This window comes from Advenella sp. (assembly GCF_052108595.1).
In the GTDB taxonomy this organism is placed as follows: domain Bacteria; phylum Pseudomonadota; class Gammaproteobacteria; order Burkholderiales; family Burkholderiaceae_B; genus Advenella.
In genome coordinates this window covers 1-24,342 of sequence record NZ_JBQEAU010000065.1, presented here as the reverse complement: position 1 = coordinate 24,342, position 24,342 = coordinate 1, and the positions used below count along the sequence as shown (strand labels likewise).

Annotated in this window: 23 protein-coding genes, 1 tRNA gene and 1 pseudogene; 18 read left to right on the top strand and 7 right to left on the bottom strand. The window is 55.4% G+C overall.

Translation table 11 applies throughout. The features are described 5' to 3' along the window. On the bottom strand, nucleotides 1-305 hold a 305-nt coding region (locus ACTIKR_RS12685; RefSeq protein ID WP_442328007.1), incomplete at its 3' end, for a LysR family transcriptional regulator. A gap of 181 nt (nucleotides 306-486) precedes the next feature. Here ACTIKR_RS12685 and ACTIKR_RS12680 point away from each other — a divergent pair. From ACTIKR_RS12680 to ACTIKR_RS12665, 4 genes are all read left to right on the top strand, one after another. Next, complete coding sequence (locus ACTIKR_RS12680) at nucleotides 487-1,266, top strand: SDR family oxidoreductase (protein WP_193089207.1); 780 nt, start codon at nucleotides 487-489, stop codon at nucleotides 1,264-1,266. A gap of 76 nt (nucleotides 1,267-1,342) precedes the next feature. Then, the gene (locus ACTIKR_RS12675) at nucleotides 1,343-1,876 is read left to right on the top strand and encodes a DUF1097 domain-containing protein (RefSeq protein WP_193089206.1); all 534 of its coding nucleotides are present in this window, start codon (nucleotides 1,343-1,345) and stop codon (nucleotides 1,874-1,876) included. Beyond that, nucleotides 1,852-2,364, top strand: a complete 513-nt coding sequence (locus ACTIKR_RS12670) for a DoxX family protein (RefSeq protein WP_193089205.1) — start codon at nucleotides 1,852-1,854, stop codon at nucleotides 2,362-2,364. Before ACTIKR_RS12675 ends, ACTIKR_RS12670 begins: the two co-directional genes overlap by 25 nt. Before the next feature lie 445 nt (nucleotides 2,365-2,809). Next, nucleotides 2,810-3,916 carry an NADH:flavin oxidoreductase/NADH oxidase gene (locus tag ACTIKR_RS12665; RefSeq protein ID WP_442328006.1) on the top strand — a complete coding sequence of 369 codons (1,107 nt, stop codon included), beginning with the start codon at nucleotides 2,810-2,812 and terminating at the stop codon, nucleotides 3,914-3,916. A gap of 95 nt (nucleotides 3,917-4,011) precedes the next feature. Here the strand turns inward: ACTIKR_RS12665 and ACTIKR_RS12660 are convergent, their stop codons facing one another. Further along, nucleotides 4,012-4,923, bottom strand: a complete 912-nt coding sequence (locus ACTIKR_RS12660) for a LysR family transcriptional regulator (protein WP_193089203.1) — start codon at nucleotides 4,921-4,923, stop codon at nucleotides 4,012-4,014. Nucleotides 4,924-5,235: 312 nt separating this feature from the next. On the opposite strand from ACTIKR_RS12660, the gene ACTIKR_RS12655 reads away from it, so the two are divergent. The 8 genes from ACTIKR_RS12655 to lysM all read left to right on the top strand — a co-directional run bounded on the left by ACTIKR_RS12655 (nucleotide 5,236) and on the right by lysM (nucleotide 13,642). Beyond that, complete coding sequence (locus tag ACTIKR_RS12655) at nucleotides 5,236-6,603, top strand: MFS transporter (protein WP_193089202.1); 1,368 nt, start codon at nucleotides 5,236-5,238, stop codon at nucleotides 6,601-6,603. 82 nt (nucleotides 6,604-6,685) lie between these two features. Continuing rightward, nucleotides 6,686-7,276, top strand: coding sequence for a chromate transporter (locus tag ACTIKR_RS12650; RefSeq protein ID WP_193089201.1), 591 nt, complete (start codon nucleotides 6,686-6,688; stop codon nucleotides 7,274-7,276). Further along, nucleotides 7,273-7,806 carry a chromate transporter gene (locus ACTIKR_RS12645; RefSeq protein ID WP_193089200.1) on the top strand — a complete coding sequence of 178 codons (534 nt, stop codon included), beginning with the start codon at nucleotides 7,273-7,275 and terminating at the stop codon, nucleotides 7,804-7,806. The genes ACTIKR_RS12650 and ACTIKR_RS12645 overlap by 4 nt, the downstream gene beginning before the upstream one ends. 290 nt (nucleotides 7,807-8,096) lie before the next feature. Continuing rightward, nucleotides 8,097-10,199 (top strand): methionine--tRNA ligase, encoded by a 2,103-nt coding sequence (gene metG / locus ACTIKR_RS12640; RefSeq protein WP_193089199.1) that lies wholly within the window; start codon nucleotides 8,097-8,099, stop codon nucleotides 10,197-10,199. Nucleotides 10,200-10,275: 76 nt separating this feature from the next. Further along, entirely contained in the window at nucleotides 10,276-10,884 is a 609-nt protein-coding gene (locus tag ACTIKR_RS12635) for a class I SAM-dependent methyltransferase (protein WP_370540229.1), read from the top strand. Between the two features lie 139 nt (nucleotides 10,885-11,023). Next, nucleotides 11,024-11,902 (top strand): tRNA (guanosine(46)-N7)-methyltransferase TrmB, encoded by an 879-nt coding sequence (gene trmB, locus ACTIKR_RS12630; protein ID WP_193089198.1) that lies wholly within the window; start codon nucleotides 11,024-11,026, stop codon nucleotides 11,900-11,902. A gap of 20 nt (nucleotides 11,903-11,922) precedes the next feature. Next, complete coding sequence (pip, locus tag ACTIKR_RS12625) at nucleotides 11,923-12,861, top strand: prolyl aminopeptidase (protein ID WP_193089197.1); 939 nt, start codon at nucleotides 11,923-11,925, stop codon at nucleotides 12,859-12,861. 346 nt (nucleotides 12,862-13,207) lie between these two features. Continuing rightward, a complete protein-coding gene (gene lysM, locus ACTIKR_RS12620) occupies nucleotides 13,208-13,642 on the top strand; it encodes a peptidoglycan-binding protein LysM (protein ID WP_193089196.1) in 435 nt (144 codons plus the stop codon). 244 nt (nucleotides 13,643-13,886) lie between these two features. Here the strand turns inward: lysM and ACTIKR_RS12615 are convergent, their stop codons facing one another. Continuing rightward, entirely contained in the window at nucleotides 13,887-14,669 is a 783-nt protein-coding gene (locus ACTIKR_RS12615; RefSeq protein WP_193089195.1) for a methyltransferase family protein, read from the bottom strand. A 146-nt stretch (nucleotides 14,670-14,815) separates the two neighbouring features. Next, entirely contained in the window at nucleotides 14,816-16,240 is a 1,425-nt protein-coding gene (ffh, locus tag ACTIKR_RS12610) for a signal recognition particle protein (protein WP_193089194.1), read from the bottom strand. A 117-nt stretch (nucleotides 16,241-16,357) separates the two neighbouring features. Here ffh and ACTIKR_RS12605 point away from each other — a divergent pair, with 117 nt between their 5' ends. The 3 genes from ACTIKR_RS12605 to ampD all read left to right on the top strand — a co-directional run bounded on the left by ACTIKR_RS12605 (nucleotide 16,358) and on the right by ampD (nucleotide 18,149). Next, nucleotides 16,358-17,209 (top strand): cytochrome C assembly family protein, encoded by an 852-nt coding sequence (locus ACTIKR_RS12605; RefSeq protein WP_193089193.1) that lies wholly within the window; start codon nucleotides 16,358-16,360, stop codon nucleotides 17,207-17,209. After that, nucleotides 17,209-17,469, top strand: a complete 261-nt coding sequence (locus ACTIKR_RS12600; RefSeq protein ID WP_226817009.1) for a PP0621 family protein — start codon at nucleotides 17,209-17,211, stop codon at nucleotides 17,467-17,469. The genes ACTIKR_RS12605 and ACTIKR_RS12600 overlap by 1 nt, the downstream gene beginning before the upstream one ends. A gap of 68 nt (nucleotides 17,470-17,537) precedes the next feature. Beyond that, nucleotides 17,538-18,149 (top strand): 1,6-anhydro-N-acetylmuramyl-L-alanine amidase AmpD, encoded by a 612-nt coding sequence (ampD, locus tag ACTIKR_RS12595; protein ID WP_193089264.1) that lies wholly within the window; start codon nucleotides 17,538-17,540, stop codon nucleotides 18,147-18,149. 173 nt (nucleotides 18,150-18,322) lie between these two features. On the opposite strand, the gene htpG is transcribed toward ampD, so the two are convergent. Continuing rightward, complete coding sequence (gene htpG, locus ACTIKR_RS12590; RefSeq protein ID WP_128396647.1) at nucleotides 18,323-20,236, bottom strand: molecular chaperone HtpG; 1,914 nt, start codon at nucleotides 20,234-20,236, stop codon at nucleotides 18,323-18,325. A gap of 234 nt (nucleotides 20,237-20,470) precedes the next feature. On the opposite strand from htpG, the gene ACTIKR_RS12585 reads away from it, so the two are divergent. From ACTIKR_RS12585 to ACTIKR_RS12575, 3 genes are all read left to right on the top strand, one after another. Further along, nucleotides 20,471-20,555: transfer RNA gene (locus ACTIKR_RS12585), tRNA-Leu, on the top strand. Nucleotides 20,556-20,699: 144 nt separating this feature from the next. Beyond that, nucleotides 20,700-21,767 (top strand): site-specific integrase, encoded by a 1,068-nt coding sequence (locus tag ACTIKR_RS12580; RefSeq protein WP_442328005.1) that lies wholly within the window; start codon nucleotides 20,700-20,702, stop codon nucleotides 21,765-21,767. 102 nt (nucleotides 21,768-21,869) lie between these two features. Next, entirely contained in the window at nucleotides 21,870-22,151 is a 282-nt protein-coding gene (locus ACTIKR_RS12575) for a hypothetical protein (RefSeq protein WP_442328004.1), read from the top strand. Between the two features lie 119 nt (nucleotides 22,152-22,270). Here ACTIKR_RS12575 and ACTIKR_RS12570 read toward each other — a convergent pair whose 3' ends face one another. Beyond that, a complete protein-coding gene (locus ACTIKR_RS12570; protein WP_442328003.1) occupies nucleotides 22,271-24,067 on the bottom strand; it encodes a UvrD-helicase domain-containing protein in 1,797 nt (598 codons plus the stop codon). A 2-nt stretch (nucleotides 24,068-24,069) separates the two neighbouring features. Then, nucleotides 24,070-24,342: pseudogene (locus tag ACTIKR_RS12565) on the bottom strand (ATP-dependent endonuclease); the annotation flags it as partial.

The window sequence follows — 24,342 nt, the reverse complement described above, 5'->3', positions numbered from 1 at the left end:
TGCGCCCCGTGCAAATCCAGTCGCAACGTCCCGTGGGGATCAGTCACATGCGTGCTCAGCGAAGTCTCGGCATCTTCCAGTTCGGCCAGCACCCGTTTGCTGCGTTCATAGAAGGCCTGACCATCCAGCGTGGGGGCAACCTGCCGCGTGGTGCGATCCAGCAATCGCGCGCCCAGGCGCTTTTCCAGCTGCTTGATGGCATGCGTGGCAGTGGCACGCGGCAGATTCAGCGCCCCCGCCGCTTCGGTAAAGCTGCCCAGCTCCACGATCCGGATAAACAGCTGCATCGCATCAAAGCGGTCCATTTGGACTCCATTGTTGGTGTTTTTTGAATTAACAAACCAATTTCACCCCATTTATCCATCAGGCGTCAATCGATATGATGGAGTTCATTGCCGTACCACGCAGCAGCCGTTGCGGCTCATCAACCTGGCAACGCCCGCCGTCAGGCGCGCGCGGCCATCGTCATTACCCAAGGACACCATCATGATCAGCAAAGACACCAGCAACAACACCGACACCGCCCACTCTGAAGCCACAGTGCCTACCGCCATTGTCACCGGCGCCTCGCGAGGCATCGGCCGCGCCATCGCCCTGCGCCTGGCTGCCGATGGTTTCAGGGTAGTGGTCAATTATGCGGGCAACGCCGCCAGCGCCAGGGACGTGGTTGACGCCATCTCCGCCGCTGGCGGACAGGCAATGAGCGTGCAGGCCGATGTGTCCGTGGCAGAAGACGTGCAACGGCTCTTTGCCATGACGCAGCAAGCCTATGGCCAGATCAGCGCCGTTGTGCACAGCGCCGGCATGATGACCATGAATGCGATTGCCCCGGAGAATATCGACGCCTTCGATCGTGTCATCCAGACCAATCTGCGCGGCGCCTTCCTGGTGCTGGGGCAGGCGGCTGCGGATTTGCAAACCGGCGGACGCATTGTCGCGCTCTCGAGCAGCGTGATCGCTAAATCCTTTCCGCAGTACGGCCCCTACATCGCAGCCAAGGCAGGCGTAGAGGGCCTGGTGCGTGTGCTGGCCAACGAGCTGCGCGGCCGCAGCGTCACAGTCAATGCGGTCGCGCCCGGGCCGGTTGCCACCGAACTGTTTTTTGAAGGCAAGAGCAAAGAGCAGATCACGCAACTGAGCAAGCTTGCCCCGCTGGAGCGCCTGGGCCAACCCGAAGACATTGCAAATGTGGTTGCGTTCCTGGTTGGGGCCGACGGGGGCTGGGTCAATGGACAAGTTGTTCGCGCCAACGGCGGCTTCGCATGAACCAGGCTGCGTATGCCCGGCCACACGCCGCCACCCGATTGACTATGCCATTACTGCATTCCCAAGGAGATGAGCAATGACAGGCAATGCATTTTCCACACACATAAAGGTGGTCATTGGCGAATCGGTCATTGCCTCGTCGGCCGCAACGCTAAGCGTCCTGGCCTTCGAAATACCGGTATGGGCCATGTTCGTCGGCTGGATCTCGTTTTTCACCCGCGGGCTTAACCTGCAGCAGGGAATTATCAATGTGGCATGTGTCCTGGTCGGTGTCGTGCTGGGCATTGCTGCGGCCCATGGCCTGGCGGCGCTCACACCCTATTTGGGCACCTACGCTATCAGCGCGGTGGTGTTTGCCATCACCATCATTGCACTGTCGCTGGCCAAAGCGCCTGCCGTGAACAACCTGCCCGCCATTTTTCTGGGGCTGGTGGCTTACTTTGCCTTGCACCAGCCCCCTTCAATGGGAACCTTCGGCATGTTGACGCTTGCAACAACATTGGGCGCAATTGCCGCATTCCTGGCCCATTCGCTACAAAATCATGTCCGGCATAACGCCACCCATTCACTTGCCGGAGAACCCAAATGGCACGCAGCGAAAACGAAATAACCACGGCCGTCCAGCAAGCAAGTGCACGCCCTCCTCGCCTGCTGATCCCCGCCCTGGACACGCTGTATAAGCGCGCTGAACCTGCCTTGTATGCCTTACTGCGCGTAGCCTTCGGTATCATCCTGTTCACGCACGGCTTACCCAAAGCCCTGGGAACGTCCCATGGCTCCATGGCCGACCCCATGGCAGGCTCCATCAATCTCATACAGAATGTGATGGGCCTGCCTTTTGCTCCCCAGTTGGCCTTTCTGGTCATGCTGCTTGAAACAATGGGTGCGCTCTTGCTTGCGCTTGGGTTGTGGGCTCGCCCCGTTGCCCTGGCCATTGTGGTGCAAATGCTGGCGATCAGCTATGTGCTGGGCCCGACCTGGCCGTGGATAGATCGCGGCATCGAGTACCCCGTACTCATGGCATGCCTGGCCCTTTATATCGCCGTACGCGGCAGTGGCGCCTTTGCACTGGATCGCAGGCTGGGGGTTGCCATCTAATCGTCACATTATCTGTGCGGCCCGGCTCTGCTCGCGCCAGAGCCGCAATGAGCATGAGCACCCTGAGTGAGTAAAGATCGGCACCATAACCGCTGCAGCCCTTGGCATATCGGCTGATATCATTTCAATTGATATCTAAGATAAAAATATAGCATTTGAATTATTTGATGCGTAGCACCATAATTTGACATACCCCCGCATGAAGATGATCGCTTGCGGTCGGCGCCGCCGGTGGGGGACTATCGTCACAAGGCAAGATGCCGGTGCACCTGCTTGGCGCGACGCCTGGGTTGCCCGGCACTGCCGGCAGCATCGTCCTGCCCCGGCATATTTGGGGCAACGACGCCGCACCATTGGCTCGCCTTGCTGCGATCACCCTGCCGCCCCGTGAAGAATATTGATCTGCCCTGCCCGATTTACGCTTACCTATTTCAAGAGTACCAATATGACCAACCTGTTTTCCCCCTTCAGCCTGAAAGACGTGACCTTGCGCAACCGCATTGCGGTTCCGCCCATGTGCCAGTACAGCGCCCAGGACGGCTTTACCAATGACTGGCACCAGATCCATTACGCCAGCCTGGCCCGCGGCGGCGCTGGCCTGGTGATTGTCGAAGCCACGGCCGTATCGCCGGAAGGCCGCATCACCCCGGACTGCCTGGGGTTATGGAGCGATGAACATGCCGAAGGGCTGGCCCGTATTGCCGCTTCCATCAAGGCTGCCGGCGCAGTCCCAGGCATCCAGATGGCTCACGCTGGGCGCAAGGCCAGCGCCAACCGTCCGTGGGACGGCGATGACCATATCGCCGCCGACGATCCGCGCGGCTGGCAACCCATCGCGCCCTCTGCCCTCGCCTATGGCGAGAACCTGCCCATCGTGCCCAAGGCAATGACGCTGGAAGATATCGAGCGCGTCAAGGCCGATTTTGCCGCAGCAGCAAAACGCGCCCGTGATGCAGGCTTCGAATGGCTGGAATTGCACTTTGCCCATGGCTATCTGGCACAAAGCTTTTTTTCTGCCCACAGCAATCAGCGTGATGACCAATACGGTGGCGACCTGGCCGGCCGCAGCCGTTTTCTGCTGGAAACACTGGCCGCAGTACGCGATGTGTGGCCTCAGAACCTGCCATTGACCGCGCGTTTCGGCGTGATCGAATATGACGGTCGTGATGAGCAGACGGTAGCCGAGTCTATTGAACTTGCCCGCAATATGCGCAAGGGCGGCCTGGACCTGCTGAACGTGAGCGCCAACTTTGTTATTCCCGACACACAGATCCCATGGGCAACGCCGGCTTTCCTGGCGCCTATTGCGCAACGCATACGCAACGAAGCCGGCTTGCCGGTGGCCTCGGCCTGGGGTATTGACGATCCGCAAGTGGCCAACCGCGTAGTTCAAGAGGAACAGATGGATCTAGTCATGATCGGCCGGGCCCATCTGACTGACCCGCATTATCCTCTGGCGCTTGCCAAAACACTGGATCAGCCTCGCCCGACCTGGGTGCTGCCAGCACCGTACGCCCATTGGCTGGAACGCTACCGCGGCGCAGCCGCTTAAAGCTTTAAGGTTTAAGGTATTGGCCAGTTGGCTCAAGGCTCGCGTTCGGACATTGCGCCGGGCACACCAGCCTTTTCCGCCAGCCTGGTCTTGCCTTACGCATGGTTGTCAAAGCAAATATCAAACAGCAACTGTCGCAACCAGCGCTGGGCCGGATCACGGTGCGTGCGCTCATGCCAGGCCGCCATTTTGGTAAATCCGGTGATGGCGATGGGCGGCTCAAACACCGCCAGCCCTGCCAGATCGGTTACCAGCCGGCTGGGCAGAATCGACACCATATCGCTGGACCGCAACAGGTCGGGCACAATCAGAAAACTCTTGACTGACACCGTGACCCGGCGCGTTTTGCCCATTTTTTCCAGCGCTTCGTCCGTGGCACCACGAAAGCCAGCACCCGAATAGGACACCAGCGCATGGTCCAGCTCACAAAACCGCTCCAGCGTCAGATCCCGCTGGCGCTTGATAATGGGATGGTCCTGGCGCACAACACAAACGTAATGTTCGTCAAACAGCTTGCGCGCATGCAGATCCTGACAGGTATATTCGGGCGAAACCAGCGCCAGGTCAATGACGCCGCGTTCCAGCTGGGACAGCATCTGGGTATCGTTCACCAGCACCAGCGCCACCCTGATATTGGGCGCCAGCCGCTTGAGCTTCGCCAGAAACGGTAGCGCAATAGCGCGCAGCGCATAGTCGGTCGAGGCGATCGTAAAATGCTGGGTGGCAGTGGCCGGATCAAATACCGGCGGCTGCAGCAACGCGCCCACTTCGCCCAGCACCTGCTTGAGCGGTATGGCCAAGGCCTGCGCACGCTCGGTCGGCTCAATGCCGCGCTGAGCCCGTACAAATAGCGGGTCATCGAAAGTATCGCGCAATCGGGTCAGCATGCCGCTCATCGCCGGTTGCGTCACGCCCAAGCGCGCTGCCGCCCGCGTCACATTTCTATGATCGAGCAACGCGTCCAGCGCTTTGAGCAGGTTAAGATCAAGGTTTCGGATATCTTTCATCGTGATGATATTACATCTGTATAGAATGGCATTTATCTTGGTAACGGTATGAGGCTTAACAATGGCATCTGCCTGGCTGATGGGTCCTGGTATTTCATTGTGGATATTATTATCGTAATTCGTTGTGAACAGATAGCGCCATCCATATATCCACATCCCTGGATCTCTCTACATATCATACTTATCTTATACCTTTACCCTTTATATCACTGCATTGCCACAGCATTCGCAAAACTTGCAAGCCATGCAGGGTTGACATCAAGTTAACTTCAGGTCTTATGATGGCACCATACTCTGTCAATCAAGGTAGCCATGACCACCAATACGCCGCCAACGCCATCCTCCCGGCAACAGGCAAATAACCCGTCCCAGCCGGGCACCGATGCTGCAGGCACGCAGGCCAAGGCCCCCGATGCCCACCGTGCCGACGACACGCATATGCGGCCAGCCGATTGCGCGGCCCAAACACGCACATCAACGGCGCCGGCGTTCAGCGCGCGCCGGCTGGCGGCACGCAAGCTGGTGCTGCTGCTGGTGGCCACCCTGACCATTATGGCCAGCATCATTATTGCCCCATCATTGCCTGCCATTGAAACCCGTTTTGCCGACAGCGAGCATATCGCCCTGCTCAGCCGCATGGTGCTCACCCTGCCTTCATTGTTTGTCGCCCTGTCGGCGCCGCTTGCCGGCATGCTGGCCGACCGGTTCGGGCGCAAGGGCCTGCTGGTGATAGCGATTGCATTGTATGGCGTCTCAGGGGCGTCTGGCCTGATGGCCGACAGTCTGACCGCCTTGTTGGTCGGGCGTGCCATCCTGGGGGTTGCCATCGGCGCCATCATTACCTTGAGCACCGCGCTGATCGGTGATTATTTTACAGGCGCAGAGCGGGAAAGATATCTGGGCTTGCAGCAGGCCTTTGTACAACTGGGTGGCGTGGTGTTTGTCATGTCCGGCGGCCTGCTGGCCGAAGTGCACTGGCGTATGCCATTTGTCATTTATGGCGCCGCGCTGATACTGATTCCCGCGGTCATGTTTTGTCTGACAGAACCGCAGCGCCCCCGCGTCCTGCACTCGACAACAAAACTCACAGATGCGCCAGTGAACTGGGTGGTTGTGGGAACCGTATGCCTGCTGGCTTTCCTGATCAATGTCTCTTTTTATACCGTCCCCTCGCAATTGCAATTTCATATGCAAGCGTTGAATATTTATACTGCCAGCGGCTTCGGCATGGTGCTGGGCGCCTTCAATCTGGCCGGCGGCATGGCGGCCCTGTGCTTTGGAGGACTCAAGCGCCGCCTGGATACGACGCTTATTTTTCTGCTGGGCTTTAGCCTGATGGCAACGGGCTTTGGCCTGCTATCGGTGGCATCACGCTTTGAGGGGCTGGTGCTGGCCAACGCTATCCTGGGCGCGGGGCTGGGCATCGCCATGCCAAATGTCATGTCCACCGCCATCGCCCATTCCGCCCCGGCGCTGCGGGGCCGAATTGCCGGCATGGCGGCAACGTCCATCTTTATCGGTCAATTCATCTCGCCATTTATCAGCCAATACTGGGTCGCCGTCGTGGGCTACGCGGATATGTTCCGCAATGTCGGGGTGATCATGGCGACCCTGGCAGTACTCTCGCTGTTGCCTGCCTTGCGCAATGGCTGGATGACGCTGCTCGGACAAAAAACATAAGGATCATTTTCGCGGAACATTCTCCATATTGGGAGTACAATTTAAGTCTTATATAAGACTTGCATTTTTGATTTCCTTTTTTATGGCCCAGACTCCTTCGATCGCGCCCCTGCCCGCCCCAACTTCCGTTGCGACGCTGCCTGACCTGTTTCGTGGTTTTGCCAAAATCGGGCTATTGGGCTTTGGCGGTGTCGGGCCAATTGCCCGGCACGTGATTGTGCGCGAGCAGCGCTGGCTTAGCGAAAAAGACTATGCAACGCTGCTGGGTATCGGCAAGGTCTTGCCCGGGGCCAATACGGTCAACGTGGCCGTCATGCTGGGCGACCGTTACCATGGCATCAAGGGCTCTACGGCCGCGGTGGCCGGCCTGCTGGTGCTGCCGATTCTGATATTGATCGTGCTGGCCATCCTGTACCAATTTCTGGACCAGAACCCCTATTTCAACGCCGCCCTGCAAGGCTCGGCCTGCGCGGCAGCCGGCATGGTCATCGGCACCGGCCTGAAAATGGCCAGCAAGATCGACCTGCGGGCCCATCATATCGTGGCCGGCATCGTGACGATTGCACTTGTGGTACTGCTGAAGTTTTCCCTGTTGCAGGTGGTTGGCGTCATGATGCCGCTGGCGATTCTTGCCAACTTCATCATCGCCCGCCGCCAGGGACACCAGCCATGATGGTGCTGCTTGAACTGTTTTTGACCTTCAGCCGCATTTCCCTGATCGCCATCGGCGGGGCCAACGCCGCCATCCCGGAAATCCGCCACGCAGTGGTTGATATTCACCAATGGATGAACTCCGACACCTTTACCCATCTGTTTGCCGTCGCGCAATCGGCGCCCGGCCCCAATGTGCTTATTGCAAGCATCATCGGTTGGCATGTGGCCGGTATTTCCGGGCTGCTGGTGGCCACCATCGCCATGGTATTGCCAGCCTCGGTGCTGGCCTTTGGCATTGGCCGCGTGATCAGCCACTTTACCCACCGGCGTGAATACAAGCTGGTGCAGGACGCCGTGGTGCCGGTCGCCATCGGGCTGATTATTGCAAGTGGCATTGAGCTGTCGCTGTACTCAGCCTTTGACGTGCTCACCTGGGGCATGGTCCTGGGCACGCTGGTCTTCGTCTATTTCACCGAAGCCAACCCCATGTGGGCGCTGCTGGTCTGCGCCATTGGCGGGGTGGTGGCCTATCAGGCAGGCGTGCTCTGACCCCCTTGCCGCTGCCTGAGATCCTCCAGCCACGTTGCCGCATGCGCCTTGCCATGGTCGCCTGGTGCGCGTTGGGCGCCTCGCTGAAGATGGCGTTGTACTCCGCGTTTGATCTTTCTGCCGCTGCAAGGTAAAAACGCCCTGTTCTAGGCCCCAGCGCCGGCATCAGCTCCGCCCCGGCCCGAGTGGCGCGATCATCATTGCACGCCCATTGCCGCAAAACCCCGGTGCGCTGCAATATTCGTCTAAAATCACTCTTTCCCCCCTTTTTTGTACTTACATTGCATCTTATGTCCCGCACGATTTTTGTTACCACGGCTCTCCCTTACGCTAACGGTTCGTTCCACATTGGCCACATCATGGAGTATATCCAGGCTGACATCTGGGTACGAAGCATGCGAATGGCCGGCCACACGGTACATTTTGTCGGCGCCGATGACGCCCACGGGGCGCCCATCATGCTCAAGGCAGAAAAGGAAGGCATCACGCCGCAGGAACTGGTGGCCCGTTATGCGCAGGAACGCCCGCGCTATCTGAATGGCTTTCATATCAAGTTCGATCACTGGCACAGCACAGACAGCCAGGAAAACGTCGACCTTTCCCAGGCCATCTATCGCCAGCTCAAGGCTGCCGGTTTCATCAGCACCAAGACCATCGAGCAGTTCTATGACCCGGTCAAGAGCATGTTCCTGCCCGACCGCTACATCAAGGGCGAGTGCCCCAAATGCCACGCACCGGATCAATACGGCGATTCCTGTGAAGTGTGCGGCGCCGTGTATGCCCCTACCGATCTGATCAACCCGTACTCCACGTTGACCAACGCAACGCCGGTGCTCAAATCGTCCGAACACTTTTTCTTTAATCTGTCCGATCAGCGCTGCGTGGAATTTCTGCAGGAGTGGACAACCGGCAGCAACAGCCAGGGCAACAAGCGCCTGCAAACGGAAGTGCTGGCCAAGACCCGCGAGTGGCTGGGCAATGACGAGGACAAGGAAAGCAATCTGAACGATTGGGATATCTCTCGGGATGAGCCTTATTTCGGTATTGAAATTCCCGATGCGCCGGGCAAGTACTTTTACGTCTGGCTGGATGCGCCGGTGGGCTATCTGGCTTCGCTCAAATCCTACTGCAAGCTTCAGGGAATAGACTTTGACGCCTTGCTGGCGCCGGATAGCAGCACCGAACAGGTTCACTTTATCGGCAAGGACATTGTGTATTTCCATGCCCTGTTCTGGCCGGCCATGCTCAAGTTCTCCGGCCGCAAGGTGCCCGATGCCCTGAATGTGCACGGCTTTATCACCGTGAGCGGCGAAAAAATGTCCAAAAGCCGCGGCACCGGCATCTCGCCCGTCAAGTACCTGGACATTGGCATGAACGCAGAATGGCTGCGCTACTACATCGCGGCCAAGCTCAATGCACGGGTCGAAGATATTGATTTTAATCCCGATGATTTCATCGCCCGCGTCAACAGTGACCTGATCGGCAAATACATCAATATTGCCAGCCGCGCCGCCACCTTCATCACCCGCCACTTCGATGGCAAGCTGGGTTATGCCGGGGATGCCCAGGCAATGGCAACTGAATTGGCGACACTGACCGAACAGGTACAAAGTGATTTCGAGAACCGCGAGTACGCCCGCGCAATCCGCAATCTGATGGCGCATGCCGACAAAATCAACCAGGCATTTGACAGCGCCCAGCCGTGGGTGATGGCCAAAGGCATCAGCACTGCAGACGAGCAGCAGAAACTGGCCTTGCAGGATGTTTGCTCACGCGCCATTGCCGGCTTCAAGGCCCTGTCTGTGATGCTGGCGCCGGTACTGCCTGCGCTGGCCGAACGTATTGCAACTGAATTGTTCGGCATGAACCGCAGCTTTGCCTGGACCGACGCAGCCGAACTGCCCGACCATATTGCGCCGTTCAAACACCTGATGCAGCGTGTTGAGCCGACCATGCTCGATACCCTGATTGAACCCGATGCACCCGCAGCCGATGCTGACGTTGTGGCCGCAGCAGTTGCCGCAGCACTGCCCGGTGGTGAAACCATTGCAGATGTAATTACGATTGATGATTTTGTAAAAATAGATTTGCGAATTGCAAAAATTGTTAATTGTGAACATGTAGAAGGTTCCAACAAGCTGTTGCGCCTTACACTGGATGTGGGCGAAGGCAGAACCCGGAATGTGTTTTCTGGAATAAAATCAGCTTATCAGCCCGAGACCCTGATCGGAAAATATACGGTAATGGTGGCCAACCTGGCCCCACGTAAGATGAAGTTTGGTGTCTCCGAAGGCATGGTGCTTGCCGCCAGCGATGCTGATGAAAAAGCCAACCCCGGTATCTATATCCTGGAACCGTGGGAAGGCGCTCAGCCTGGCATGCGCGTTCGCTAATACGCCGGTCCCGCAAAACGGGCCGGGTGCACGAGCATCATGTTGTGGTCAACAATGAAACGGAACGTAGAAATATATGGTTGGAACATGGTGCAGAAGCGGTTTTGGCCGTCTGAAAAAAACCGTCAGGCGCTCACGCCCGCTCATGTTTGTGAACGAGCTGATGCACCAGCCCAAATTTACCGGCGCCATCTGTCCCAGCTCTCGCAGGCTGGGGCGCTATATGGCCAAGCACATCCCGCTCAATCATGACGGCGTCGTTATTGAGCTGGGCGGCGGCACCGGTGTTATCACACAGGCAATACTGGATCATGGCGTTCCCGCCGACAAGCTGATCGTCATTGAGTTTTCCAACGTCTTTGCCCAGCACCTGCAGCGGCGCTTTCCGCACCTGACCATCATCAACGGCAATGCCGCAGATCTGGACGCCCTGCTGCCCCCGGGTGTACGCATCAATGCCATCGTCTCCAGCCTGCCGCTCATTTCCCTGCCGCCCGAAGTGCGCAGCCGGATCCTGCACCACTGGCAGACCCTGCTCAAGGATGACGGTCGCGCCATCCAGTTCACCTACAATCTGCGCCAGACACATTGGCAAACAGCCCTGAAAGCCTGTCATTACAGCAGTGAAATCGTCTGGGCCAATGTGCCTCCGGCACGGGTCATGACATTCCGCTTCGCAGCCTGAGCAACCCGCGCCCGCTGGGCGAATGCACTACAATGCAAATTCCGTCGTCCGAGCGACGCTCCGCCTCCAAAGCCCCCGGGGCCTGGTGGATTGGCGCCCGCACAAAAAGCCAGACTTTGTACGCCCTTGCCCCTTGACCATGACCATTGCAGATTCCAATAAAAACGCCGATAACAGCGCCAATGACAACGCTGATAACAACCCGAACAATCAGGCCAGCAACCCTGCCGACAACCAGACCAACGTGAGCGCCAGCAACAGCGCAAATAACGAGGCCGATAACCAGCCCGCCGACAGCAACGCTGCAGCCGAGGTCATCGCCAGCAAAGAGACCACCAATCCCGATGAGTTAAAAGTACGCCATATACGCAGCTTTGTGCATCGCCGCTCGCATATGACGCCAGGCCAGAAACAGGCGGTTGAGCTGCATATGGACAAATGGGCGTTGCCCTACCAGGACGGCCTGCTCGACTATGACCAGGCCTTTGGCCGCAACGCCCCCACCATTCTGGAAATCGGTTTTGGCATGGGCGAAACCACACAAAAAATTGCCCAATTGCGCGCCAATGAAAATTTTCTGGGCGTTGAAGTGTTCAACGCCGGCGTCGGCGCATTGCTCAAACGCATTGAAGAGTCTGGCGTGAGCAATATTCGCATCATCCAGCACGATGCGGTCGAGGTGGTACAGAACATGATCGCGCCAGACAGCCTGGCCGGTGTGCATATTTACTTTCCCGATCCCTGGCCGAAAAAACGCCATCACAAACGTCGCCTGGTGCGACCCGAATTCATCGCCCTGCTGGCCAGCCGCATCAAACCGGGCGGCTATATCCATTGCGCGACAGACTGGGAAGACTACGCCGGGCAAATGCTCGAAGTGCTTGGCGGCGAAGCATTGCTGCGCAACACCTGCACAGACTACGCCCCCAAACCCGATTACCGGCCCCAGACCAAATTTGAAACCCGTGGCCTGCGACTGGGCCATGGCATTCGTGATCTGGTTTTCAAACGCATATAGACTATTTCAAGGACCACTGCATGTATCCGCCTATTGAACCCTATCAGACCGGCAAACTTGATACTGGTGACGGCCACCAGGTGTATTGGGAGCTTTGCGGCAACCCTCAAGGCAAGCCGGCTGTTTTCCTGCACGGCGGACCGGGCGCCGGTTGCGGCCCGCACCATCGCCAACTGTTCAATCCGCAGCATTACAACATTCTGCTGTTCGATCAGCGCGGTTGCGGTCGCTCTGCGCCGCACGCCAGCCTGCAAAACAATACCACTGCCCACCTGATTGCCGACATTGAACGGCTGCGCACCGAGGTGCTGAAAGCCGAGCAGATGCTGGTCTTTGGCGGGTCATGGGGTTCTACCCTGGCGCTGGCCTATGCCCAGGCACATCCGAAACAGGTGAGCGAGCTGATCGTGCGCGGTATCTTTACCCTGCGCAAGGAAGAACTGCGCTGGTTCTACCAGGAAGGCGCCTCGTGGCTGTTCCCGGATTACTGGGAAGACTATGTGGCCCCGATCCCGCCAGAGGAGCGCGACGACCTGGTTGCCGCCTATCACAAACGCCTTACTGGCGATGACCGCGAAGTGCAGATCAACGCGGCACGCGCATGGAGCCAATGGGAAGGCCGCACGATCACGCTGTATCCCGATCAGTCCAACACCCAGAACTACATTGCCGATCACTTTGCCCTGGCCTTCGCACGCATTGAAAATCACTACTTCACGCACGCAGGCTTTATGCAGGATAACCAGTTGCTGGATAACGCCCATCTGCTCAAAGATATTCCAGGTGTGATTATCCAGGGCCGCTATGACTGCTGCACCCCGGCCAAAACAGCATGGGAACTGCACAAGGCCTGGCCACAGGCCGAGTTTCATATCGTGCCCGATGCCGGCCACGCCTTTAACGAGCCGGGTATCCTCAAGCTACTGCTGGAAGCCACCGACCGTTACGCCAGGCAATAGGCTCACCTGAAAAATAGCGCCATCTTAAAAATAAGTATCGGCGAATAACCGGTTGGTGAAAGCAAAAGGCCGCGACAGCAATACGCGGCTTTTTGCTTTAGTCTCGACACGTATCAGCCCCAAACACGCAATTTTCCCCAAAAATGCATTTGCCTAGCTTTGTATAGTTTGAATAGTCATTGGGCGACATTGAGAGATTTTGCGCAGCGATTGGCAGGATCTAACATTTGTTAACCTTCGGGGTCTTCCGTTTGTCATGTATTCCATGAATAATAGCGCTACGCACGAACCGTGCTATATTGAAGCTGTGTGAAGTTGTCATTCACGATAACAAGGAGTCATAACAATGGGTATTCTCAGTTTTATCAAAGAAGTCGGCGAGAAAGTATTCGGTGGCAATGAAGCGCAAGCGGCAACCCCCGAAGATCTCAAAAAGGAACTGGCCAAGCACGGCCTGGACGCTGATGGTCTGGATATCGCCGTTGATGGTGACAAGGTCACAGTGAAAGGCAATGCAGCAACCACTGCCGACGCAGAAAAAATTGCAATTGCAATTGGCAATACACAGGGCGTGGCTTCTGTAGACAACCAGCTGTCTGCGGCTACAACCGAAGAGGAATCCAACTTCTATACCGTCAAATCCGGTGATACGCTGTCCAAGATCTCCAAAGACCAGTATGGCGACGCCAACCAGTACCAGAAAATCTTTGAAGCCAACCGTCCAATGCTGAGCCACCCGGATAAAATCTATCCAGGCCAGGTTCTGCGTATTCCCAAGTAATTGCCTGCGCTCAGCCTGATCCCTTCCACGGGTATCAGGCTCCGGTTCGAGCTGATATGCCTATCGTGCGCAACCAGCAGTGAACGGCCTGCCATAGATCTTCACAAAGGCCTATTTGGCATGCATAGACAAAACCCTGGATATGAAAATATCGCAGGGTTTTTTATTGCATCCTGAATACGGGACATGCGTGATATTGCGAGATAGAACGCAGCGTGCAGCCCTGATTCCATCGATCCACTTCTCAAAGCACATGCGCGAGCACTGGCAAAATAGCGTCCTTATGCAGATAATTCAACAGAATAAAAAACGGCCCGGCCAGCAGAAAATATAGCGCTTCGCGCACGGTGCGCCCCAGCGCCTTCATTGAAATCTCCAGGTGCGCCGGGTTGTTCCAGTGACGCAGCGTGATGCCCAGGCGCGGCACATGCTGTTTGTAATTGCTATAGGGCGCGCCAAAAATCATCTGCAGCGTGTCTTCTTCCTGCGCAATCACCCAGTTGAACACCAGATAGATTAAGCCGCCGCTGATCAAGCCGGTCAGCACGGAGCCCGAGAGCAGCCCCATGCCGGTCACCCCCATGATGGAAAACATATACAGCGGGTTGCGCGTGACGGAATACGGACCATGCGTCATCAGCTCGGTGTTCTTGCGGCCATTCAGATAAAGCGAAGACCAGATGCGTCCCAGCGCCCCGCACAGGATCAACACCAGGCCGACCGTCTGGATCAGGTCATGCATGAGCGTCACGTTGCGCCAGGCCGATTCGGTAAAGAGGGACAAGGCAACAGTTACAAGCGCAGCGGCGACCAGCAGCACACGCCGCAAGCGCTGCACGCGGCTTAAGCTTTTGAGCCGCGCATAGACGACCGAATCAGGTGTGGCTGCGGCTTTACTTGGGCCTTTGCTCGCGCCTTTGACCGCAGCGTCTATCGCGGCTGCAGCACGCGCGGCGCGCGAACCTTGGACGGACGCCGCACCGGCGCCGGCGGCGATCGTACTATCTGTAAATTCACTCAGGGACATGACGGGTACTCAAAAAAAAATGCATCGCGCAAAAACCTGCGCGTATGCATCTTTATACCCAGTCGCTTATCAAATTATTGTTGAATAATCCGCAGCATCTATTGCACGGCGATTCAAATCAATTGCGCAACATTAATCCAACAATCTTATTTCTTGAAATTGCCAAATGCGCCCATGCCGCCTTTGAGGCCCTTTAAGCCGCCCATGGCGCGCATCATCTTACCCATGCCGCCCTTCTTGAACTGCTTCATCATGCCCTGCATCTGCTCGAATTGCTTAAGCAGCTTGTTCACTTCCTGCACCGGCACCCCGGCGCCGGCGGCAATACGACGCTTGCGGGTTGCCTTGAGCAATTCAGGCTTGCTGCGTTCTTGCGGCGTCATGGAATTCAGAATGCCTTCGGTGCGACGCAATTGCTTCTCGGCCTGGCCGCCCTGAATCTGGCCCGCAGCCTGGGCAAATTGCGCGGGCAGTTTTTCCATGAGCGAACTCATATCGCCCATTTTTTTCACCTGCTGCAACTGCTCACGAAAATCATTCAGGTCAAAGCGGTCGCCCGTCTTGATCTTGGACGCCAGCTTTTCCGCCTCGGCAACATCAATATTGCGTTGCGCCTGTTCCACCAGCGATACGATATCGCCCATGCCCAGCACGCGCTGCGCCATCCGTTCCGGGTGGAACACTTCCAGGCCGTCCAGTTTCTCGGACATCCCAATAAATTTCAGCGGCTTGCCCGTCACATGACGAACCGAGAGCGCCGCGCCCCCGCGCGCATCGCCATCCAGCTTGGTCAGCACCACGCCGGTCAGAGGCAACGCCTCGCCAAAAGCCTTGGCTACGTTTACCGCATCCTGGCCCTGCATGGCGTCCACCACGAACAGCGTTTCAATAGGCTTGATCAGCCCGTGCAGCATGCTGATTTCCTGCATCATGGCCTCGTCCACGCCCAAGCGGCCCGCGGTATCGACAATCAGCACTTCATAATGATGCTTGCGGGCGTAATCGACCGCAGCCAGCGCAATGTCACGCGGCTTCTGGTCAGCTGCAGAGGGAAAGAAATCGGCCCCCACCTGGCCGGCCACCGTGCGCAACTGTTCAATCGCCGCAGGGCGATAAACGTCGACACTGACAACCAGCACTTTCTTTTTCGGGACCTTGCGGCCATCCTGGATAAGCTCGCCGGTCACCAGCAGACGCGCCAGTTTACCGGTGGTGGTGGTTTTACCCGCCCCCTGCAGGCCCGCCATCAGGATAATGGCCGGCGGCGTGGTGGTCAGATCCAGCTCCGAGGCATCGGCGCCCAGATCGCCGCCCATCACGGCGGTCAGCTCCTTGTGCACTACCCCAACCAGCGCCTGGCCCGGGTTCAGGCTGTCTGTGACATCGATGCCCAGGGCCCGTTCCTTGACTTTGGCGACGAACTCGCGCACCACAGGCAGGGATACATCGGCCTCCAGCAGCGCCATGCGCACTTCGCGCAGCATCTCCTGGGTGTTGGCTTCGGTCAGGCGCGCTTCCCCGCGCAGGGTTTTCATGGCCCGGGATAACCGGTTGGTCAAATTATCAAACATGGAATTTCACTGAAGTAAATGGGGGAATGGGCAAAACGGCTATACTATATGCCTGTAGGCCGGATCGCGCTATGCAGATCCGCTGATTGCTTATCCGGAAACACTCGTCATTATTTTATGTCTTACGACATTGTATTTCACTCTCTGGCCACCGTGGCCTATCTGCTGCTTAGTTTACTAATTTGGCGGCCCCTGCTCGGCGCGCAAGGTCCCATGCTCTCTGCCGGAACCTCCCGCTGGCTGCTGGCTGCCGTGCTTATTGTGCATGGCGTGGCCGTACATATGGCCATGCTGCACGAAAACTCGCTGCGCCTGTCGTGGTCGGTGGGCCTGTCGCTCACCATCTGGCTGGGTATGATCGTCTTCTGGCTGGAAAACCTTATTAGCGACATTGACGGCTTAAAACTGCTGCTGTTGCCCATTGCCGGGTTCATTTGCCTATTGGCGGCCCTGTTTCCGGGCCACGACAGCCTGGTCATTCCGGTTGCCGACGCCTATTTCCAGGTGCATCTGCTTATTTCCATCGGCGCATACAGCCTGATCGCCATCGCCGCCATTCATGCATTTCTGATGACCTTGCTGGACCGTTACCTGCACCAACCGGTACAAGCCCGCGCCGAGCGCTCGGTGTTTGCCCGCGCGCTGGAAGAGCAACCGCCCCTGCTGGTTCAGGAAAAAATCCTGTTTCGCCTGATCTGGATCGGCTTTGTGCTGCTGACCCTGTCCATTATCACAGGTGTGGCCGTTTCCATGAGACTGACTGGCGTGATGCTGCCGTTTGACCACAAAACCGTATTTACCATGATGTCATGGGTGGTTTTCGGGTTGCTGCTACTGGGGCGTGCCCTGCGTGGCTGGCGCGGCCGCTTTGCCCTGCGCTGGACCCTGGTGGGCTTTGCCCTGCTGATGATTGCGTACACCGGCACCCGCTTTATTTTTGATGTCATGCTGCACAAAGGAGGTGCCTGATGCGCTTTATTATTACGATCGTCCTGCTTTGTGTGCTCTACCTTGTGGTGCGCCACTTTCTGCGCAGCTTTATCCGCAAGCTCAATGACGGTGCAGCAGCGCAGGCGGCCCGCACCTCGGGGGCCGCTCCTGCCAGCCTTCCTGAAGAAGATATGGTGCAATGCGCCCATTGCGGCGTGTATCTGCCCGCCTCGGAAGCGATCACGCAGCAGGGACTGCAGTGGTGCAGCCAGGACCATGCCAGACTGGGAGTGAAATAGCACGCCCGACCAATTTGCCTCTGAATAGTACGCTTAAATAGTACGCCTATGACAGAAGAAATATGACTATGACCGAAGACCTCAAACTGGACCGACGCGGCTGGCTGTGTCCTGCGCCCGGGGTCCGACATATCCGCTCACCCAACCAGGACCGCCGCCCCCTGCTGGAAAGCGTCTCCCTTCTGGTGATTCACAATATCAGCCTGCCGCCCAACCAGTTTGGCGGCCCGCATGTACAGCAGCTTTTTACCAATACCCTGAACCCGCACGAACACCCGTTCTTTGCAGAGATTACCGATCTGCGCGTCTCAGCACACTTCTTTATCAACCGCAGTGGGCGCATTATCCAGTTTGTGAGCACCAACAGGCGCGCCTGGCACGCCGGGGTGTCGCGTTTTGACGGGCGCGACCGCTGCAATGACTTTTCCATCGGCATTGAACTGGAAGGCACAGACTTTACCCCCTTTACCGACGAACAATATCTGCAACTGGCTGCGCTTACCACGGTACTGCGCAACCGCTATACGCTTAAAGCCGTACGCGGCCACGAACATATCGCCCCCAAACGCAAGACCGACCCGGGGCCGTATTTCGACTGGCACTGGTATAAGCGACTGACAGGCTGGGATTGGCGGCAGATGCCCAAAGGCATTGCAAGCCAACGACTGGTGCGGGTTTAAACCAACAAACCGCGCAAACATAAAATAAAAATCCGGCCCCAAGGCGTCTACCCTGGGGCCGGATTGCATTGGTTTGCAAGTACTTTCTGTGGACTTCCAAGTACTATTTCAACCGTCATCAGGCAGATATTCTGGGATAGCCGCCATAGCGGCCGCCCCAGCACCATCATGATTTAGCTTTTAAGCAGCAAACCATTCAGGCGTTTTACATACGCAGCCGGGTCGGCAATTTGCGCGCCTTCGGCCAGCATGGCCTGATCCAGCAGCACATGCGCCCAATCGTCAAACGAATCGTCTGCGGCGCCCTTGATTTTTTCAATCAGGGCATGCTCGGGATTGATCTCCAGCACGGGCTTGATATCCGGTGTTTCCTGACCAGCGGCCTTCAACAGGCGCAACAGGTGCGGGCTCACATCGTTCTGGCCAACCACCACGCAGGCAGGAGAATCCACCAGACGGTTCGTGACTTTGACTTCCTTCACAGACTCGCCCAGAGACGCTTGCAGGCGCTCCAGCAAAGGCTTAAGGGACTCGGCTACTTCTTCCTGATGCTTTTTCTCTGCTTCGTCCGTGAGCTTGTCCAGATCCAGGCCGCCCTTGGCCACAGACACGAAAGACTTGCCGTCGAACTGACGGAAGTGCGAGAGCATCCATTCGTCTACACGGTCTGACAGCAACAGAACCTCGATCCCTTTCTTGCGGAAGATCTCCAGATGCGGGCTGTTCTTGGCAGCAGCAAAGCTGTCGGCCGTGACGTAATAGATGGCCTCCTGCCCTTCTTTCATGCGGGAGATATAGTCTGCCAGCGTTACGTTCTGGATGGCATCGTCGTTATGGGTAGAGGCAAAACGCAGCAGCTTGGCAATGCGTTCCTGGTTGGCGATATCTTCGCCTGTGCCTTCCTTGATTACCTGACCGAACTCTGTCCAGAAACCGGCATAGTCTTCAGCACGGTTTTCTGCCAGATCTTCCAGCAGGCTCAGGATACGCTTGGTCGAACCTTCGCGGATTGCCTTCACATCGCGGCTTTCCTGCAGGATTTCACGCGACACGTTCAGCGGCAGATCGGCCGAATCAATCACACCGCGCACAAAGCGCAGGTAGGACGGCAGCAACTGCTCGGCATCATCCATAATGAAAACACGTTTGACATAAAGCTTGACGCCACGACGCGCTTCGCGATCGTACATATCAAACGGTGCGTGTTTGGGCAAATATAACAACTGTGTATATTCGCTGCGACCCTCTACGCGGTTATGCGTCCAGGCCAGCGGCTCTTCAAAATCGTGGCTAACGTGCTTGTAGAACTCGGTATATTGCTCGTCTGTAATGTCGTTCTTGGCACGGGTCCACAGCGCACTGGCCTGGTTAATGGTTTCCCACTCGTCCTTTTTGACCTGCTCGCCCTTCTCGGAATCGTACTCTTCCTTCTGCATCAGCACAGGCAGGGAAATATGATCGGAATAGCGGCGCAGCACTTCGCGCAGCTTCCAGCCGCTTAAGAAATCATCTTCTTCGGCGCGCAGATGCAGCGTCACGCTGGTGCCGCGCTCTGTTTTCTCGGTATCGGCAACGGTAAACTCGCCCTGCCCTTCAGATTCCCAGAACACCGCCTGGTCTACCGGCTCGCCGGCACGACGGCTAACGACAGTAACCTTGTCGGCAACGATAAAGGAAGAATAAAAGCCCACGCCGAACTGGCCGATGAGCTGGGCGTCTTTTTGCTTGTCGCCCGAGAGCTGGGAAAAAAACTCCTTCGTGCCGGAACGGGCGATGGTGCCCAGGTTGGCCACTGCCTCGGCCTTGGTCAAACCGATACCGTTATCGGCGATTGTGATGGTGCGCGCTTCCTTGTCGTAACTGACGCGGATTTCCAGGTCTGCGCCGCCTTCGAGCAACTCGGGCTTGTCAATCGCCTCGAACCGCAACTTGTCGCAGGCGTCTGACGCATTGGAGACCAGCTCGCGCAGGAAAATTTCCTTATTGCTGTACAGGGAATGAATCATCAAATGCAGAAGCTGCTTTACTTCTGTCTGGAAACCCAGCGTTTCCTCTGCTTTTTTCACGGTAGTATCGGATTGACTCATGGTAACTTTTCGTTAAATTGGATGGAAAATGGTGAAAAATGGGGCAAAACAGCCAGTTTTACGGCAATTTCGCCCTCGTATCCGATAGTAGTGGGGACGCGGGGAGGGTTTTCAAGGGGAAAAGTGGGAAATTGGCAGGTAAATGAGGATTTTTTATTAGTAAGCGCGTGGGAATGGCGCAAGAAAAAGAATATGGGTATAATTCCGCTCTTATCTGCAATACCCTCCATACCTGCCCGGGTGGTGAAATTGGTAGACGCAGGGGACTCAAAATCCCCCGCCGCAAGGCGTGCCGGTTCGATTCCGGCCCCGGGCACCAGCTTAAAATTCCTAGTGTTTATAAGACTCTAGCGCAATTTATAGCTTCTACCCCGATACTGGGGGATTTTCCAAAATTGCGAGTTTGGTACAGTTTCGGTACACTGGTGAAGCGCCGCGTGCACTTTTTGGAGCTTTCCCTCGCATGGCAACTATCGTCAAGACCCCTTCCGGAACCTGGAAAGCCGTCATTCGCAAGACAGGCTGGCCTACTACATCTAAAACATTTAGAACCAAACGAGACGCTGACGACTGGTCACGCCGTACCGAGGACGAAATGGTACGCGGCGTGTTTATCCAGCGGGCTGCGGCTGAGCGGATGACACTCGAAGCTGCTCTGACTAGATATTTACGAGAAGTGACGCCCACCAAGCGCGAATCAACCCGAATTTCCGAACACAAGAAAGCGCAGCCCCTGCTTAGACATCTTGGCAAATACTCGTTGGCCGCCTTGAATGCGGATATTGTCGCTCAATATCGCGACATGCGGTTGGCTGGTAATCCTGATGAAAACGGCAAACCTGTGCCGCGCAGCAATAACACCGTACGACTGGAACTGGCCCTGCTTAGCCATATGTTTACCATTGCTATCAAGGAATGGGGCATGGGCCTGCCCTTCAATCCCGTGGCCAATATCCGACGCCCTGCCCCTGGCGCTGGACGGAATCGCAGATTGACGGCGGCAGAGAATAAACGCCTGTTGGCAGCTGTTGATGTGTATTCGAACCCGATGTTCAGCTGGATTGTGCGGATTGCACTGGAAACCGGGATGAGGCTGTCCGAAATTGGCGGCCTGCGGCTTGGCCAGGTCGATTTGCAAAAGCGGATTGTGAAGCTGGATATTACGAAAAACTCATCGCCACGTACCGTGCCGCTGACTAAAGCGGCTACAGCCGCATTCCAAGCGGCAATTGATAACCCTATTCGGCCACCAGAGACGGATTTAGTGTTTTTTGGGGAACCGGGTCGAGATGGTATTCGACGACCCTATCTATTTGACAAGGCCTGGACTGACGCAAAGAAAGCCGCTGGATTGGTTGATTTTCGATTTCACGATCTGCGGCATGAGGCGGTTAGCCGACTGGTGGAAGCTGGGCTTTCAGATCAGGAAGTCTCGGCGATTAGCGGGCACAAGTCCATGCAGATGTTGAAGCGGTATACGCATCTTAGGGCTGAGGACTTGGTGGGGAAATTGGATAAATTGAGTAGATAATCAAAAAAATGACTTGATACACTCGACTTAGAATTCGAAGATCTGATGCTGCGCTGTCACAGATAAACAATTGATTTGCTAAATACAAAAGGAGTAATAGATATGAGAAAAGCTGCCCACAAAATGAGCAATACTAGTTTCTTTGTGTTCAATTTATTTCTTCTTTCGTTTTCTTTGTTTGTATCATTTTTTATAGCAGCTCGACTTACACAACCAGCCATCGAACTATTAGATCTGATGAACTCCGGAAATGCTTCATTGGGCGCATGGATGGGGTTTATACCAACTGTTATATTCGGGACACTATTTATGACCGCTTTAATCTTGGTTGTTGAATACACAAAAACGAATTTAATAGAACTATTGCGTCTAAATAATAAGTAGCCTTTCTTAGGTTGCAGGCCTGAGTGACTGCCAGGCGATGCGCAAATAGAACGCAGGGCGGGGGCTCATTCAGGGAAAGCTGGGAGTGGATGTTCAATTATCGAAATTAATTATCTGAACTAGATATGATCGTATGCAAATTTGCAGGACGCGAGTTGTCGAGTCGCTTGATATTCTTCACCAGAATACTGACGAATACGTCCTCGTTCCGAAATCAGGTGCAAATTTTTCCTTGCACGCGACCCAATTACATACATCAACTTCCTTGCACTTTCTTGGCCGTTTGGATCACTGAAATGCGGCACCATGTCTTCCAACAAGGCGTACGCGATCACAGCATCAAATTCAGCCCCCTTCACACCATGGATTGTTGAAATAGTTATACCTGTCCGACTCTGAAACACCTTTCTAAATGTCTCGATATCTCCAATGAATTCGCTGCCCTCGCTCTTTAGGCGATCAATTCTAGCTTTAGAACTATCAAAGAAAGCAGCGTGATGCTCTTTCAACAGCGAAAAGAGACGAAAGTCTATAGCCAATTTGGCAAATAGCATTTCAAAAAAAATGCAGAGATAGGTAAGACCATCCGTTTCATCTATATCAATTGCATTACACTCCCTCAATAATGCTTTTCGGTTGAGTTTGGACACGTCCGCTCCAACCGCCTCTAGGTCATTCAGGATATCGCCGGCCCAACGGAGTCTGCGCACATACATTGCCGGCGAAGCCTGCGTAAGTGCAATCTTCGAAAGTCTGTACCAAAAATTCTCTGTGTCACGAGCAAAGGGAACCATACCAGGGCCGTCGAACGAATACTCTGGCATGCTAGCTGTCAAGCGACGCGTCATACTTGCAAGATGCGTCCACTGCGGTGCGACAACACACACCTCATGCGGTGTGATTCCGAGGGACTCAATATTGAACCGGATAAGTCGAATCAACTCTGCTTCCAAGTCCGTCTTGCTTACTGTATCGTTAAAAGTCACGAGACTTTGGTATGCCTTATCACCGGACCCGGCTTCGATACGAGTTGCATAAACATTGAAGTTTCCGAAGTAATCAATGATACGCTCAGAGGAACGATAGTTTCTCGATAGCTCGCGTTTCTCAATATCAATGCCAGCCATAGCCTTGAAATCCCCAAAAGCAATTGGGTATCCACCGAGTGACTGATAAATCGCCTGATTGGGATCGCCGACGATAAAAGCCTTGGTCGCACCTTGGCCTGCTTTCAATATAGAGGTAATGATTGAATACTGAATTAGCTTAGTATCCTGATACTCGTCAACCAATAAGAAAGAGAACAACTGCCCCAATAGAGTGCTAATTGCGGGATGACGAGAAATTAGTTCGAAAGCATATAAGAGGATGAATTCAAAGTCGATTTGCCGATTTTCTCGTAGAACATCGAAGTATTTATTCAATATCTCGTGCAGGCCACTGTGTTTCCTTCTCTGGGTACAACAAAGCTCATAACTGGTTCCAGTGAAATAGAATTCGCAATCCCAGAACGTTATTTTTGGCTCTTGGTAAGGTTTACACAGGGCTTCGAGAATTTTCTCACGCTCGTGCAGATCTATCACACGGAATCCTCGGCCCAAATTCTCGTGATAGATACCGTATGGTTTCAATATCCATTCAAGGCAAAATGAATGGATTGTTCCGATCCATAGTTGGGATGTGTCCACTCCAAGACTTTCAATACGCTCATGTATCTCGTCGGCAGCGCGGTTCGTATAGGTGATCGCAACAACAAATTGCTTATTCGAGTCTAGCCTGGACAACTCGTAGGCAATCTTGTAAGTCAGTGTGCGAGTCTTCCCGCTACCGGGACAGGCAATGAGAAATGAGCTCCCAGGCTGTAATATGGCAGCTTCTTGCTCGGGATTCAGGTCACCTTTGCTCCACATGAACATGACTAGAAAACCTTAAGGACGTCGTTGATACGATCGTCGGGGAAGGTGGCCAGCATTTCGTTTCGGATGCTAACAAAATCGATCTCTCCTCTTCTAAAGGCTAGAAGCTTTTCTCTGAATTCGGTGAAAACCGCAGATGCAGTGAAAATATCGTTTTCGTCAAGATAGTTCACACGATAGCTCAGTACGTTGAACCAAACTTCCTTTGTAAATATCGGATGCGCGAAAGCGATGGCGGCTAGAATGTACTCCGGAATGGCTGTGTCCGGATCGAT